Here is a 15408-nt window from a genome sequence, read left to right on the forward strand (position 1 = left end):
TCGGGTCAGGACAGATCGCGGCGCTGGAAGGCCACGACACCGATCGCGATCACGGCGACGGAGATGAGAGCGAAGACCACGAGGATGCCAGCCTCCACACCCTCAGCCAGTGCCAGCGTGCCGTCGTAGCGGGTGAAGGGGCTGAGTTCCGCGGCCGTCGCCAGACCGTCGACGAGACCACCCAGGCCCGTCAGCAGGAACAGTCCGAGTGCCAGCCCCGCACTGACGGCTACGGCCAGGCCGCGGGCCCCGGTCATCGCCCCAACCGTGAAGGCCAGTGACCCGAACATGCCCGCCAGCAGGAACAGCCCGGCGGAGGCCTGGACGACCTCGGCCGTCCCGAACTCGAGGCCGGCCGGCGGCCCGGTGACCAGCAGGATCACCATCTGCACGACGACCAGGAGGGCCAGCAGCCCGAGCATGCCGATCACCCGCTCGACCGCGATCGCAGTCCGCGTCCGCGGCTGCGTCACCAGCAGTTCCAGGGTTCCCTGTTGCTCCTCCCCCGCGATGGCCCGGGCGCCCCGCGATACCGCGTAGCCGATGAAGATCGCCAGGCCCACCGACCCGAACAGGCGAGAACCGACGACCCCTGCCGCCGAGAAGTCCGCGATCCCCTCTCCGAAGAAGGCGGTCAGGGCGTCCGGGAGGTTGTCCAGCACCTGGGCGAAGTCCTCCGTGGACCCTTCGACGGCCGGCCATGACCCGATGGTGACGACGGACAGCAGTGTGATGCCGATCAGCCATCCGAGGAGTGGACGCCGCTCGCTGCGGACGGTCCGACGCAGGAGCGGCAGGTGGCTCATGGTGCAGCCCCCTCAGCCTGAGGCGTGTCACCGCTCTCGGCGTAGTACTGCAGGAAGACCTGCTCCAGATCAGCATCGCTCCCCCGGAGCGCCTCAACCGGGTGAGCGGCCAGGGCCTTCACGAACGCGTCCATGGACCCGCTGACCCGGTAGCGGGCTCGTGGCCCATCGCGGAGCACCACCTCGACACCCTCGATGTCATCCATGCGTCCCGGTGCCTCCCCCGCGAAGGTGACGTCGAACTCCTGGGCCGATCGGGACCGCAGTTCGGCGACGTCGAGGACGTCGACCAGGTGGCCCCGCCGGATGATTCCGACGCGATCGGCCACGTGCTCCACCTCACTGAGGACGTGGGAGGACAACAGGACGGCTGAACCCTCGGCGACCGCCTCGGCCACCACGTGCTGGAACTCGACCTGGAGCAGCGGATCGAGCCCGGAGGTCGGCTCGTCCAGGATCAGCAGATCGTGGCGCCTGGCGAATGCGGCGACGAGACCGACCTTCTGCTTGTTGCCCTTCGACAGATCGCTGATCGCCCGGTCAAGATCGAGCTGGAAGCGTTCGGCGAGCCCCGCGATCCGGCTCGGCTCGAAGCCCCGGTGCATGGCACCCAGGAAGTCGAGGATCTGCCGACCCGTCCAGCCGGACCACAGGGCCAACTCACCTGGCACGTAGCCGATGCGACGTCGCACCGAGACACCCTCGGCAGGAGGAACACCAAGAACCTCAGCCCGTCCACGTGTCGGTCGAACCATGTCCAGCAGCATGCGGATCGTCGTGGACTTGCCAGCTCCGTTGGGACCCAGGTAGCCGACCACCTCCCCCGCATGGACGACGAGCTCGAGGTCGAACACGCCGCGTCCGTCCCCGTAATCCTTGGTCAGCCCCTCCGTTCGGATCACCGCAGCGGTCACGGGCCGGTCCATCCTGTTCTGGCTCTGTGGGTGCGCCGTTCACCGTACTCCAAAACCGAAACAACCCCCGCTGGCTGCGGCGGAGGTTACTTCGGGACTGATCTGTGAAAGCTGCGAGAGAACACCTGTCTCTCTGTAATGCATTCGAACCCAGCGTGAGATCGGATTGGAGAGATCACAGGTCTCTTACAACTGGCCGAGATGGGTATCGTTTGATCACGGACCCCGTTGGAGACCCCATGTTCAAGTTCCTCTCTGGCAACAAGACCACCATGGTCAGCAAGGCCGATGCCCTGCCTGGCCGCGACACGCCCATCGACCCCGGCTCGACCCACGTGGTGCTGGGCACGCCCCTCCAGGGGCCGTGGCCCGATGGCATGGAGATCATCTACGTCGCCATGGGCTGCTTCTGGGGAGCCGAGCGGATCTTCTGGAAGCTGGACGGGGTCTACTCCACCGCCGTGGGGTACATGGGTGGTTGGACCACCAACCCCACGTACGAGGAGACCTGCACCGCGCAGACGGGTCACACCGAGGCCGTCCAGGTCGTCTACGACCCGAGCACGATCGACGTCGAGACGTTGATGAAGGCGTTCTGGGAGAACCACGACCCCACCACGCCGAACCGGCAGGGCAACGACGTCGGGACGCAGTACCGCTCGGCCATCTACCCCACCACCGAAGCCCAGATGACGGCCGTCCAGGCCAGTGCCGACCGCTACCAGATGGCCCTCGAGGAGGCCGGGTACGGCGCAATCTCGACCGAGATCAAGCCGGCCGACGAGGCCGGCGACGGCACCTTCTACTTCGCGGAGGAGTACCACCAGGGCTACCTGCACAAGAATCCCCGCGGGTACTGCAACCACGGCTTCTGCCAAGTCGGGTACGACCTCGAAGCGCATGGCCAGACCGGGACCGGGGTGGCCTGAGCCCACGGTCAGCGGCTGGCCATCATCTTCTCGACCCAACGCTCCAGCAGCGGGGGTGTGCCCTGCAGCAGCTTGAGCAGCGCACGCTCGCGTCGGTCGTACAGCGAGGACGTCCGGGACGCACGCCAGGCCGCTGCGAGGTCCTCGACAGGGGCCGTGATCACGTCCGGGTGGACGTAGCTCCCGCGAGCGACCGCACGCGTGTTTCCGAGCACCTCGGCTGCTGCGTCGACGGCCTCGATCTCTGAGGCACCCTCGACCCGAGCTTCGAGCGCGATCGCAGATCCACCCCAGGTCCGGAAGTCCTTGCACGTGACCGGTGTGCGCGTCATCTCGTCCAAGAGGGCGTTAGCGTCCGACGCTCGCAGTCGCCTCGTGCCGTCCAGATCCCGGAGGACGAAGATCTCCTCATTCGCGGCATCGAGGTCGGCGACGACGTCCGCCAACATCTGGTCCTCGATGACGATCTCCCGGTCGACGCCGGACTTGCCCGGGTAGGCGAGCGTGATGGTGTCGCCATCCACCTCGACGTGGTCGGCCGTGAGCGTCGAGACGCCGAAGTGCCCGAATTCGCGAGCTGAGCGCCGTCCGCCGATCCGAGCGACGCCGGTGTCGACCAGACGCACCATGGCTGCGACCGCCCGTCGCTCGGGGTCACGGTCGTCGGCCAACATCTGGTCCAGCCGCTTCCGGATGGCGCCCAAGCGTGAGCCGATGTCCGCCAGCCGATCGAAGTTCAGCAGTCGACGACCCTCGGTCCATCGGTCGTGATACCGGTACTGCAGTCGACCGGCCTCGTCGGAGCCGCGGGCCTGCAGATGGCCGTCTGCGGTCTCGCAGATCCAGACGTCCTGCCACGCCGGTGGCACGACCAAGGCCTCGCACCGGTCTCGATCGGGGCCCTGCAGCAACCCTCCACCGGGGTCGTGGTAGCTCCAGCCACGGCCCCGGCGGGTTCGGGTGATGCCTGGCTCATCGCCGGAGATGTATCGCAACCGGAGACTGGTTGCGAAGGCCTCGCCCGCATCCACGGTGCGCTCAGCCTGACAGCTGCAGCGAGAACTGGGAGTCGTCCTGTTCGAGTGGGGCTGCTGAGATGAGCAGCTCCTGGTCACCCATGGCCCAGCGCGACTGCAACTGCTGCTCACCGTCGTCGTTGTCGTCACCGCTGGCGTCAGCGTCGATCTGTGACCAGCCGAGCGGCGGCAGCACCTCCTCGAAGTGCGCGATCGCGTCTTCGACGGACGATGCACGCAGCGAGAAGGTCTGGACCGTGACGCCGTCCTCCTGGCTCGCGGGCGACAGGGGTTGGGAGGCCGTCGGCAGCGGGATCTCGGCGAGTTCACCATCTACGACGGTGTCCGGTCCTGCGGCCGGCATTTCCTCCCCGGCCTCTGGGAGCCCGAGTTCCGGCTGCGTCTCGGCTCCGGCGATGGCCGCGTCTTCGTCGAGTATCTCGTTGCCGCTGTCGTCGCACCCGGTCAGGAGGAACAGCAGCACCGCTGCCAGGATCATCGCGTGTCTCATACGGTCGACCTACCCCGGGCCGATGCGGTGTCAACCCGGGGACTGGCATCGGTGCAACATTCAGACGCGACGACGGCGGCCGCAGGTGTCACGGCCGCCGTCGGTGTCCTGGCCCGGGGCCTGGACGGTGGGTGGTGCTAGCGGAGCGCCTTGATCAGCTCGTCCTTGTTCATGCCCGAGCGACCCTCGATGTCACGCTTGGTGGCCATCTCGTACAGCTCGGCCTTCGTCATGTCCTGCAGCGCGGCGTCGCTGTCCTTGCCGATGGTGTCGGTGGCGCTGGACGCGGCCTCGACCACGCTCTCGCTGGTCTCGGTCGCGGACGTCCCCACGGCCTTGATGCGGCTGAGCACGTTGGTGGCGCTGTTGCGGAGCGCGGTGACGGCGGCCAGAACACCCTGCCGGGTCTGATCCGCATCGTCCTTGACGTCGTCCAGGTCGTCGTCGGCGGACAGGCGCTCGATCAGGAGACGACCGCGAGCGGTGAGCTCCTCGAACCCCTTGCCGGCCTCGGTGCGGCGCTTCTTGGTCTCGGTGCCGACGTTCTCGACGGCGTCCTCGAGTGCGGAACGCAGCTGCTCGATGGCATCGGTCAGGCGGGCGGTGACGTTCTCGGGCAGGTCGTCGGAGCTCTCGGCCAGTTGGCGTGCACGGGCGATGAGTGCATCGCCGGCGCCGAGGGTGGCGTAGCCGAGGTCGGAGATGTTGATGCGGTCCTTGGGAGTGGTAGCCATGGGTGATCCCTCCAGGATCGTGGTGAGTTGAGCTTCGCAATCCGGTGCAGTGAACTTTGGTGGGTCTTGTAGCTACCGGAGTGATAACTATAGTTCCCACTCGACCGTCTTTCACCCCTCTTCGTCGGCGTCGGGGTGTCCGTTCGGGCGAGTGGTCGCTGGTGTGGAATGGCGGCGGCGTCGCGCGCGTTCGCCTAGACATGCTGGTTGAGATCTGGTCCGACGTCGTGTGTCCCTGGTGCGCCATCGGCAAGGCCCGCTTCGACAAGGCGCTCGCTGCGTTCCCCCGCGCGCAGGAGGTGGAGGTGGCGTGGCGCAGCTTCGAACTGGACCGCCACGCCGGCCCGAGCAGCGATGCCGGTATCAGTTACGCGTCACGACTGGCGCAGAAGTACCGGACCTCCGTCGATCAGGCCAACGTGATGATCGATCGGATGACCGAGCAGGCCGCCCAGGAAGGGTTGACGTTCGACTTCTCCATCGCGAACCCCGGCAACACCTTCGACGCGCACCGCGTGATCCACCTGGCCGCCGACCGCGATCGTCAACACCAGGTGAAGGCTCGGTTCATGCAGGGCTATCTGTCGGAGGGAGCGGCGATCAGCCGGCACGAGGTCCTGGTCGACCTGGCGACCGAGGCGGGGCTGGAGCGTGACGAGGTCGAGGACACCCTGGCGGGCGAGGCCTACGCCGACGCCGTGAGAGCAGACGAGGCGCAAGCCATGGAGTACGGCATCTCGGGCGTGCCCTTCTTCGTCCTCGACGGACGGATCGGGGTCTCTGGTGCACAACCGGTCGAAGCGCTGGTTGCGGCACTCGACAAGGCGCTTCCCGCCGCGTCACCCCTGGAGATGGCTGGTACCGATCCGGAGGCTGCCGCCTGCGGGATCGACGGCTGCTGACGCCGGGACCGCGTCAGAGCTTCTTGCCCGAGGAGCCGAGTGCCTGACAGGCTTCGACGACCCGCTGGGCCATGCTGGCCTCGGCCGCCTTGCCCCAGGTGCGTGGGTCGTAGGCCTTCTTGTTGCCGACCTCCCCGTCGACCTTCAGGACCTCGTCGTACCGGCTGAACATGTGACCTGCGATCGGCCGGCTGAAGGCGTACTGGGTGTCGGTGTCGATGTTCATCTTGACGACGCCATGACCGATGGCCGCGTCGATGTCGGCCTTCTCCGAGCCTGAGCCGCCGTGGAAGACCAGGTTGAAGGGCTTCGAGCCCTCCTCCAGTCCGAGGTGCTGCTCCACGACGCGCTGCCCCTGCTCGAGGATCTCGGGCCGCAGCTTGACGTTTCCGGGCTTGTACACGCCATGGACGTTGCCGAAGGTTGCCGCAAGCAGGTACCGGCCGTTCTCGCCAGCACCGAGCGCCTCGACGGTGTCCAGGTAGTCCTGGTCGGTGGTGTAGAGTTTCTCGTTGATCTCGTGGGCGACGCCGTCCTCCTCACCACCCACGACCCCGACCTCGATCTCGAGGACGATGTTGGCGGCTGCACACTCCGCCAGCAACTCCTTGGCGATCTCCAAGTTCTCGGCCAGGGGCACCGCCGAGCCGTCCCACATGTGCGACTGGAACAGCGGCTCCTCGCCTGCTGCGACACGCTCCTTGCTCACCGCCAGCAGGGGCTTGAGCAAGTTGTCGAGGTGGTTCTTGGGGCAGTGGTCGGTGTGGAGGGCGATGTTGACGGGGTACTGCTCGGCGACCTCGCGCGCGAAGAGGGCGAACGCTCGGCCACCCACGGACATGCTGCTCTTGGTCGACCCCGACCAGTAGGCCGCCCCACCGGTCGAGACCTGGACGATGCCATCGCTCTCGGCCTCCGCGAAGCCGGCCAACGCGGCATTGAGCGTCTGGGACGAGGTGACGTTGACGGCCGGGAAGGCGTACCCACTCGACTTGGCGGTATCGAGCATGGCGGCGTAGGTGTCTGGCGATGCAATTGGCACGGAGGCTCCGATTGGTCACGGCTGGCGTCGTTCTCCGTGAGCGTAACCTCCAGCGCCACGGCGGGAAACGCCCAGGAATGTTCGGCTGATGTAACAAACCGGATACCCAAACGAACGGTCGTCAGATAGGTTTCGGCTGCTCGACCACATCACCGCGGGCCCGTCGTACCTGATCCCGCGAGAAAAGAGATCGTCACATGCGCCGCTCCTTGCTCTACGCCCTGGTCCTGATCCTGGTCGGATCACTGACCGTGGCACCCCTCTCCGCACAGGACGAGGAGGATGGTGAGCCCGCGGCTGGTTCGGCTGGCGACACGCCCACCGACACCGAGGTCATCCGGTTGGCCGGTGATGGTCGGGCCGCCACGGCCGCTGCGATCGCCTTGGCTGACGACACTCCAACCGACACGCCGACAGACACCCCGACGGACACCGTCCTGATCGCCCGCGATGACGCGTTCCCGGATGCGCTGGTTGGCTCGGTCCTCGCGGGAGCACTGGACGCACCCATCCTGCTGGCGTCGACGTCAGGCGTTCCGGACGTGACCCTGGACGCGATCGATCAGCTGGGTGCGACCACCGCCGTGCTCCTCGGTGGTGTAGCCGCCCTCGGCCCCCAGGTTGAGTCTGACCTCGGCGCGGCTGGCCTGACCGTGGACCGGTTGGCCGGCGACACGCGACTCGAGACCGCTCAGGCCGTGGTCCAAGCGGCCGACTCGGCCAGTGAGACGGTTCCGGGATTGGTCGGCGGTGACCTGGTCGGGTTGGTGGCGAGCGCGAATGACTTCCCCGACGCGCTCGTTGGTGGGGCTGCCGCTGCGGGAGCTGGACTACCGCTTCTCCTGGTCACACCCGAGGGTGTTCCGAGCGAGACGGCTGAGCTGATCGAGGACCTCGACCTCGATGGCGTGGTCATACTCGGCGGCACAGCTGCCGTCCCGGAAGCGGTTGCCATCGAGCTGGAGAACCTGGGTGTCGATGTGAGCCGCCTGGCCGGCGACACCCGCCAAGCCACCGCCGCAGCCGTCGCCAACTGGACCGTGGACACCCTGAACTGGCGGCCGACGGGCGCCGTGCTGGCCCGGCCTGACGACTTCCCCGACGCGCTGGCTGCGGCACCGTTCGCCGGAGACATCAACGCACCGATCCTGTTGGCCGGATCGGACGACGCGGCCGAAGTCCTGGGGTCGGTGAGCGGCTGCACCGTGACGACGCTCTACGTCGCCGGTGGAGAGCTCGCGGTCAGTGATGCCGATGCCCAGGCGGCGGCCGAGGCGGCCGGATCGAGCGATGCCTGCGGCATGGACGTCCGCGCCTTCCCGCAGCAGGCCGTGGTGCCGGTAGGTGCCGACTACACCGTGACGGCGGACCTCTTGGACCGCGAGCGGATGGAGTTCACGCAGACCACGGACCTCCAGGCCACCTTCACGGTCAGCGCTGACACCTTCAGCGTCGGCGTCGCGACACCCACGATCGGGCAGACGACCGTGCCCATGTCGGATGCCGGCACCGCGGCGGCCACCTTCACCTCCAACTCACCCGGGTTGGTCGTGGTCGAGGTCTGCGGCTCAGGCGCAGACGGCGATGAGGTCTGTGACACGACGGCCGTCCGCTTCACCGCACGGTACGCCGCTGAGATCGAAGGCCAGATCGGCTACGTCGACATCATCGACGGACGCGTGTGCGTCGCGGCAACGCCCGCCACCATTCCGTCAGTGACGTTCGTCGGTCCCGACCGCGAGTACAGCTTCGACGGCTCGACCGGGTGCGCCGATGCGGCCGGTCTGACGTCCGCGGTGGTTGATGCCAACCCGGATGACTATGGCTTCGTGCTCGGCACCACCCCCGCCGGTCCTGTCGTGCCCATCGGCAACGACTACCGGGAGTGGAGCCCGACCGAGGCTCCGCCGCTGATGGAGAGCGATGCAACGGTCAGCGGAGTCGACTTGCTGGCCAGCCTTCCCGAGACCAACGGCTCCACAGCCCTCAACTTCATGACGGCTGGTGGGCTGGACATCATGGTCGCCAACGGGCAGTACGGGCTGAAGCTGTACGACATGGCTGACCCGACGGCACCGGTGCTGCTGGATGCGTTCATCATGCCCGACTTCTGGCAGAACGAGGACGTCGACCTCGATGACGACCGAGACCTCGTGTTCCTCTCCCGCGACCCCCGCGCGTTCGACGGCACCACTGATGACGGCGTGGCCGGCCTGTACATCTTCGACGTGTCCGATCCAACCGACATCGTGCGGATCGGCTTCCACGAGCTCCCAGCCGGCCACACGGCATCGTGTGTCCCCACCGAAGACGCAGCCTGCGACTTCCTCTGGTCTGGTGGTCCGGCGACGGGTTTGCACCAGCCCAGCGATTGGGGCGGCCGGCCGGTCTTCGTGACCGACGTCAGAGACCCGGCCAAGCCCTTCACCTATCCCCAGCCCCTTCTCACTGAGCAGAACGACGGGATCACCGACTACGCACACGACGTCCAGGTGGACGCTGACAACGTCGCCTGGGTCTCCTCCCGAGGCGGTGTGTACGGCTTCCACACGATGGGGGAGCACACCGATCCCCTGACCGGCATGACCCGTCAGGCCACCCCGACGGACCCGATTCCTGTGGCTGGTGGCGGCCTCCGTGACGCCGACGCCCCCTCGCGCTTCATGCACAACTCCTACCGACCGGTCGGCGAGACCGCCGACGAGGGAGCTGACCTCGAGGCCGGGGGCTACGACGAGGGCGAGTTGCTCTACATCACCGAAGAGGCCTTCTCGACCGCGTGTGAGAGCGACGGTCGCCTACTGATCGCGAGCCTGGATGGCAGCGAGTCGGGCGATGGGTTCATCTCGACACCGGAGGATCCCTTCCGCCTTGAGACAGTCGGGATCTGGTCACCGATCAACGCAGAAGGGCCGTCGGAGGGTCTGTTCTGCAGCGCTCACTACTTCGAGGTGCAGGACTCGGTCCTGGTGCAGTCCTGGTACTCCCAGGGCACCCGGTTCCTCGACGTCTCCGATCCGGCCAACCCGCGACAGATCGCCTACTACCGACCGAACGCCGGAGTCAGCTTCGCACCGTACTTCTACGAGGACTATGTGATCGTCGCGGACTTCACCCGGGGGATCGAGATCCTGGAATTGAACGACGATGCCGCGGCAGCGCAGGCCGGCTCGGACGAGGTCCTTGCCCCGACGTTGCCGGCCATGAGCTTCGCCGATCACCAGGCTCTGGGGACTGCGATGGCCAGTCCAGACGCGTGGGCGGCTGACGCGGTGTACGGCTACTCCTGCGCCATCCCGTTGGACCTGTAGTCGCAGGTGAGGGCCGTCAGGCGCGCTGGCGGCCCCAGCGCGGATGGCCCTCCAACCCAGGAACGATCAAGGTCCCGATCTGCTGGTGCATCACCTCGACCGTGTCGTACGATCCCGCCGGATCTGGGACCCCGTTCAGGTAGATCGCCGTTGCGCCGTGGACGATCGACCACAGCGAGATCGCGATGTCCCAGACGTCCGGATCCTGCAGGTCGTCGGTCCCGAGCGACCGGGCGATCTCTTCGACCAATACCTGGAGTGACCGCTTCTCCGGGGATTCCAAGTCGGCGTCATCGTGCAGGACGTCCTTCCGGAACATGATCTGGAAGACGCCGGGGTTGGCCGCGCCGAACTGCATGTAGGCAAGCCCCGCGGCCGCGATGCGGTCAGTGGCCGTGGCTGACTCGCCGGCCGACTCGAGTGCGGTGATCAGATCGTGCGCCAGACGGTCGTGCGCCCGCATGGCTACGGCGGCCAACAAGCCGGTCAGGTCGCCGAAGTGGTGCGCGGGGGCGGCGTGGGAGACGCCGACCCGCCTGGCCGCCTTGCGGAGCGAGACGGCTTGGACGCCCTCGTCGACCACGATCGCCTCAACCGCGTCCATCAACGCCGTCGGCAGATCGCCGTGGTGGTACTGGGTCTTGTCGGCCATGACTCCATCATAGATCTAGACGATGTAAAGATTTAACTTGACGTCGTCAAGATCAAGTGTAACTTGACGGTGTCAAGTTGCTGCTGATCAGTAGGAGAATCCCATGTCCGCCGACCGCCTCGTCCACTTCCTGATCGGACATGTCCGAGCCGTTGCGGTCGCCGTGATGGTGGTGACCGCCGCAATCGTCGTGCCGTTCCTCGGCATGCAGCCGACGTCGACGGCTTCACCCGAACCCGACGGCCCCGTGTTCGACGCCCGAGACCGCATCGACGAGCGCTTCGAGACCCAGGTGTTCACAACGTTCACCGTCATCGAGGCCGAGCAGGGCAACGTCCTCGACCCTGACGTCCTGCGAGACCTGGCAGATGCCGAGGAGGCACTGCGGGCCGACGATGTGGTCGGCCCCCTGCTGTGGACGGCCTTCGACCGTGACCTCCAAGCACCGATCGACGGCATCAGGACGCTGGCCGACGGCGTTTCAGAGGCGCTGGTCGCCCAGGGCACGACCCTGGAGTCCGCTTCCGACGAGCAGGTCTCCGCGGTCGTGGACCAGATCATCGATCAGGTGGGTCCGGTTGCCGTCGGGCTCTCCCAGGACGCCAGTGCAGACCGGGAGGGAACGTGGTCGGCCGAGGCCCTCACGGCCGCGGTGCTCGCGGACAACCAGGCACTCGGGGGTGGTAGCAACGCCATCACGATCGGCACCGACGACACGACCAAGGAGACGTTCGCGCGGGATGTGGTGGATGCACTCCAGGCCGGTGCAGACACCTACACCGTGTTCGGCGTCGCAGCGGATGCCAACCTGACGGCAGCGGAGGAGGGCGAACGGGCGGGGCCGTTCATCGGCCTGACCATCGCCGCGGTGCTCGTGATCGTGGGGTTCACCTTCCGGTCGTACTGGTCGGTCGCTGTGATCGGTGGGGCCCTGGCCATCCTGATCGTGTGGCTGCGAGGTCTGAGCAACCTGGTGGGTCTGGAGGCAGACCAGGTGCTGGACACCATCGTGCCGATCGCGCTGATCTCGTTCGGGGTCGACTTCGCCTTCCACGCGCTCGGACGGATCCGGGAGGAGCAGAGCGCAACGGAACCACGTGGGGCCGTGCGGGCCGTCCGGGTCGGTCTGGTGGCTGTCCTCGGCGCCCTCGGGCTTGCTCTCGCGAGCGACACCGCGGCCTTCCTGTCCAACGCCGCGGCCGGGATCGAGAGCATCGTCCAGTTCGGCGTTGCCGCCTCCATCGGCCTGACCAGCGCGTTCGTGCTGCTCGGCGTCATCGCTCCGGTCGTCATCACCCACCTCGAAGGCCTCAGCAGCGGGGGCGGACGACGCTGGGTCACCGTTCTCGCCTCGGGCACAGCCATCAGCACCGTGACGGCGGCCGTCCTGCTCAGCGTCTTCGTCCTCCCAGCCGTCGGGGTGGGGATCCTGGCGGCGTACCTGGTTGGCTTCATCGCGGTGCCGTGGCTCGTCCTCGAGCGTCGCGGTGGCCCCGCGGCGGAGCCGGCCCGGCCGGTCCGGGCCTCCGGCACGGTGCTGGACCGCCTGTCGGTGGTGCTCGGCCACCTCTCCGCCAGCGCTGGCGCACGCCCGTGGGTGGTGTTGCCGGTCACGGCCGTGGTGACCGTGGTCCTGGGGTTCTTCGCCCTTCAGATCCCGACCGAGTTCGACGTGCGGGACTTCTTCTCCGACGACACCGACTTCGTGATCGGCCTGGACAAGTTGGACGAGCACGTCGGCGACCAGGGCGGCGAGCCCGGACAGGTGCTGGTGGAGGGCCCGCTCGATACGGTCGCCGGCCTGCAGGCCGTGGCCGACTTCCAGAGCACGGTCGAGGGATTGGACACCCCCCGTCTGGCCCGCGATGCCGCCGGGCAGGTGCTGTTCGACGCCGGCATCCTGGACGTGGTCCGGGCCGCAGTCGCCGCTCCGCCTGCCGCGGATCTGGTTGCGGAGACGACCGGCGTGGCCGTGACGGATGAGGATGGCGATGGCCTGCCGGACTCCGACGTACAGGTAGCGGCGCTGCTCGATTTCGCCACCTCCGACGGGGTGCCCTTCGATGGTGAGGCACTGAGCTACTCAGCCGCCGACGTGCGTGAGATCTTCGACGGGGCCGCTGAGGGGCTCCCGGCTGCAACGATCGTCACGGTGGAGTTGCCGGGCAGTCGCGCGAACGAGAACGTGGTCGCCGCCGGGGAGGTCCTGGCCGATCCCGTTGCGCAGCTGGCCAGCGAGATGGGGGCGCTCGACGAGCGCGGCTCTGCCACCCTGACCGGGTCGCCGTTCGTGCGCTCGGGCGGCCTGGACGCGATCACGCGTTCGCTGCTCATCAGCCTGCCGATCGCGATCCTGGCCTGCTTCGTCATCGGTGCGGCGTTCATGCGCAGCGTCCGGTACGGGCTGGTGGCCGTCACCCCGATCCTCTTGGTCGTCGCCTGGCTCTACGGGGTGATGGAGCTGACCGGGTTCGCGATCAACCTCGTGACCGGCACGATCGGTGCGGTCTCGATCGGGATCGGAATCGACTTCGCGATCCACTACATCATGCGGTTTCGAGAGGAGCTCGTGCAGCCGGGCGAGAATCCCGCGGGCTCGGAGTCCGGCGACTCGGCGCAAGCGACCATCCGTAGCGAGGAACTCGAGGTCCAGCCCGATCCCACCGCAGCGCTGCGGGCGACGGGCGAGGGGACCGGTGTTGCGCTGGTGACCTCGGCCGCATCCTCCATCGTCGGCTTCGCCATCCTCGCGTTCGCCCCCATGCCGTTGTTCGCCTCATACGGCCTGCTGACGGCGGTGATGATCGCCATGGCGCTGACGGCCACCCTGCTGGTGCTCCCGCCCCTGCTGCTCCTCGCGGCTCCTGAGCGGGTCGAGCCGACGCGCGCGGCCGGCAGCACGGTCGAGCTGACCGACCCCGCGGATCCAGCCGCGGACCTGGCCGGGGTGGGTGGACCTCCCACCCCGCAGGAGGGGTAGAGCCACCCACCGGCCCCGGCCGGCACCACCGGCCCGACGGGTGGGCGCGTTGGGACCAGAATCGGACTCCCCCGGCTACTCTGTCGGGGGAGTCCCTGCACACCGCCAGCGCACCTGGCACACCGTAAGGAATCCCTGTGGTCGACATCCGCGACGCCCTCTCCTACGACGACGTACTCCTCCTGCCGGGACCCTCGTCGGTCATCCCTCGCGACGTGTCGATCCAGACCAGCCTGACGCCCGGACTGAACCTGCGGACGCCGATCCTCTCGGCCGCCATGGACAAGGTCACCGAGCAGTCGATGGCGATCGCCATGGCGCGGCAGGGCGGCATCGGGATCATCCACAAGAACGCCAACGTCGACGACCAGGCCCACATGGTGGAGGGGGTGAAGCGCTCGGAGTCCGGGTTCATCTCGGACCCGGTGACCCTCATGGCGGACGACCCGGTGCAGCGGTCCTTCGACCTCATGGCCCGCTACAAGGTGTCGGGGTTCCCGGTCGTCGACGGCAACCGCAAGTTGGTCGGCATCGTGACCAATCGGGACCTTCGCAACGACGCCGACCCCACGAAGCCGGTCCGTGACTACATGACCGCGGACCAGTTGGTCACGGCCCAGCCGGGGACGACCCTCGACCAGGCGCGGATCACCATGCAGGACGCCCGGGTCGAGAAGCTGCCCATCGTCGATGCCGACGGTCGTCTGACGGGGATGTTCACCTTCAAGGACATCGAGAAGGTGCGGCGGTACCCCCACTCCGCCAAGGATGACAGCGGCCGACTGCTGGTCGGAGCAGCCATCGGTGTCGGAGGGGACGGAGACGAGCGCGCCGAGGCCCTGGTCCGCTCCGGTGTCGACCTGCTCGCCATCGACTCGGCCCATGGCCACTCGGCTGGGATCCTCGAGTTCGCGGCGAAGATCAAGGACCGGTACCCGGACACGCCGCTGATGGTCGGCAACGTCGCCACTGGCGAGGCGGTTCGCGCCTGCGTCGACCACGGGGCAGACATCGTCAAGGTCGGCGTCGGCCCCGGGTCGATCTGCACGACCCGGATCGTGACGGGGGTCGGCGTCCCGCAGTTCACCGCAGTGGCGGATGCGTCGGAGGTTGCGGCGGAGCTCGGCATCTCCGCGATCGCCGACGGGGGCATCCGCTACTCCGGCGACATCGTCAAGGCCCTCGGGGCCGGCGCCACCGCGGTCATGATCGGCAACCTCCTGGCCGGGACCGACGAGAGTCCCGGCGATCTGGTTCTGGTCGGAGGGCGGCGGTACAAGGAGTACCGCGGGATGGGCTCGACCGACGCCATGCGCGAGGGGTCGGCCGACCGATACTTCCAGCGCGACGAGGAGCCGACCAAGCTGGTGCCCGAAGGGGTGTCCGGGCTGTTGCCCTACCGCGGGTCGGTGGGTGAGGTCATCGACCAGCTGGCCGGCGGCCTGCGCTCCGGGATGGGGTACGTCGGGGCGCCCAACCTGCGTGAGCTCTCCACCCGAGCGCGATTCGTCAAGCAGTCCGCGGCCGGAGCCCGGGAGTCCCACGTGCACGACCTCGACGTGGTGCACGAAGCACCCAACTACCAGGTGCCCGGCAAGAGCTAGGCGCACC

The 15408-nt window shown here is 67.7% G+C and carries 12 protein-coding genes; 5 read left to right on the forward strand and 7 right to left on the reverse strand.

Translation table 11 applies throughout. From position 1 onward, the window contains the following. Positions 1-5 precede the first annotated feature (5 nt). Both C1746_RS02685 and C1746_RS02690 read right to left on the reverse strand, forming a co-directional pair. Positions 6-806: an ABC transporter permease subunit gene (locus tag C1746_RS02685; protein ID WP_116713155.1), complete on the reverse strand. Its 801-nt coding sequence runs from the start codon at positions 804-806 to the stop codon at positions 6-8. Then, entirely contained in the window at positions 803-1720 is a 918-nt protein-coding gene (locus C1746_RS02690) for an ABC transporter ATP-binding protein (protein WP_205711665.1), read from the reverse strand. Before C1746_RS02690 ends, C1746_RS02685 begins: the two co-directional genes overlap by 4 nt. A gap of 239 nt (positions 1721-1959) precedes the next feature. On the opposite strand from C1746_RS02690, the gene msrA reads away from it, so the two are divergent. Further along, positions 1960-2649, forward strand: coding sequence for a peptide-methionine (S)-S-oxide reductase MsrA (gene msrA, locus C1746_RS02695; protein ID WP_205711666.1), 690 nt, complete (start codon positions 1960-1962; stop codon positions 2647-2649). Between the two features lie 8 nt (positions 2650-2657). Here the strand turns inward: msrA and C1746_RS02700 are convergent, their stop codons facing one another. The 3 genes from C1746_RS02700 to C1746_RS22680 form a co-directional block, all read right to left on the reverse strand. Further along, entirely contained in the window at positions 2658-3680 is a 1023-nt protein-coding gene (locus tag C1746_RS02700; RefSeq protein ID WP_162867299.1) for a DNA topoisomerase IB, read from the reverse strand. A 7-nt stretch (positions 3681-3687) separates the two neighbouring features. Continuing rightward, positions 3688-4176: a hypothetical protein gene (locus C1746_RS21855; RefSeq protein WP_162867300.1), complete on the reverse strand. Its 489-nt coding sequence runs from the start codon at positions 4174-4176 to the stop codon at positions 3688-3690. Between the two features lie 137 nt (positions 4177-4313). Next, positions 4314-4910, reverse strand: coding sequence for a Rho termination factor N-terminal domain-containing protein (locus C1746_RS22680; RefSeq protein ID WP_116713159.1), 597 nt, complete (start codon positions 4908-4910; stop codon positions 4314-4316). A 200-nt stretch (positions 4911-5110) separates the two neighbouring features. Here C1746_RS22680 and C1746_RS02715 point away from each other — a divergent pair, with 200 nt between their 5' ends. After that, positions 5111-5812 carry a DsbA family oxidoreductase gene (locus tag C1746_RS02715; protein ID WP_116713160.1) on the forward strand — a complete coding sequence of 234 codons (702 nt, stop codon included), beginning with the start codon at positions 5111-5113 and terminating at the stop codon, positions 5810-5812. Between the two features lie 13 nt (positions 5813-5825). Here C1746_RS02715 and fbaA read toward each other — a convergent pair whose 3' ends face one another. Then, the gene (fbaA, locus tag C1746_RS02720; protein WP_116713161.1) at positions 5826-6854 is read right to left on the reverse strand and encodes a class II fructose-bisphosphate aldolase; all 1029 of its coding nucleotides are present in this window, start codon (positions 6852-6854) and stop codon (positions 5826-5828) included. Between the two features lie 197 nt (positions 6855-7051). Between fbaA and C1746_RS02725 the strand changes: the two genes are divergently transcribed. Continuing rightward, a complete protein-coding gene (locus C1746_RS02725; protein WP_116713162.1) occupies positions 7052-10165 on the forward strand; it encodes a cell wall-binding repeat-containing protein in 3114 nt (1037 codons plus the stop codon). A gap of 16 nt (positions 10166-10181) precedes the next feature. Here C1746_RS02725 and C1746_RS02730 read toward each other — a convergent pair whose 3' ends face one another. Next, complete coding sequence (locus C1746_RS02730) at positions 10182-10817, reverse strand: TetR/AcrR family transcriptional regulator (protein ID WP_116713163.1); 636 nt, start codon at positions 10815-10817, stop codon at positions 10182-10184. A gap of 103 nt (positions 10818-10920) precedes the next feature. On the opposite strand from C1746_RS02730, the gene C1746_RS02735 reads away from it, so the two are divergent. Both C1746_RS02735 and guaB read left to right on the forward strand, forming a co-directional pair. Then, positions 10921-13797: an efflux RND transporter permease subunit gene (locus tag C1746_RS02735; protein ID WP_116713164.1), complete on the forward strand. Its 2877-nt coding sequence runs from the start codon at positions 10921-10923 to the stop codon at positions 13795-13797. 137 nt (positions 13798-13934) lie between these two features. Continuing rightward, positions 13935-15401 carry an IMP dehydrogenase gene (guaB, locus tag C1746_RS02740; protein WP_205711667.1) on the forward strand — a complete coding sequence of 489 codons (1467 nt, stop codon included), beginning with the start codon at positions 13935-13937 and terminating at the stop codon, positions 15399-15401. Positions 15402-15408 lie beyond the last annotated feature (7 nt).

Source organism: Euzebya tangerina (assembly GCF_003074135.1).
Lineage (GTDB): Bacteria > Actinomycetota > Nitriliruptoria > Euzebyales > Euzebyaceae > Euzebya > Euzebya tangerina.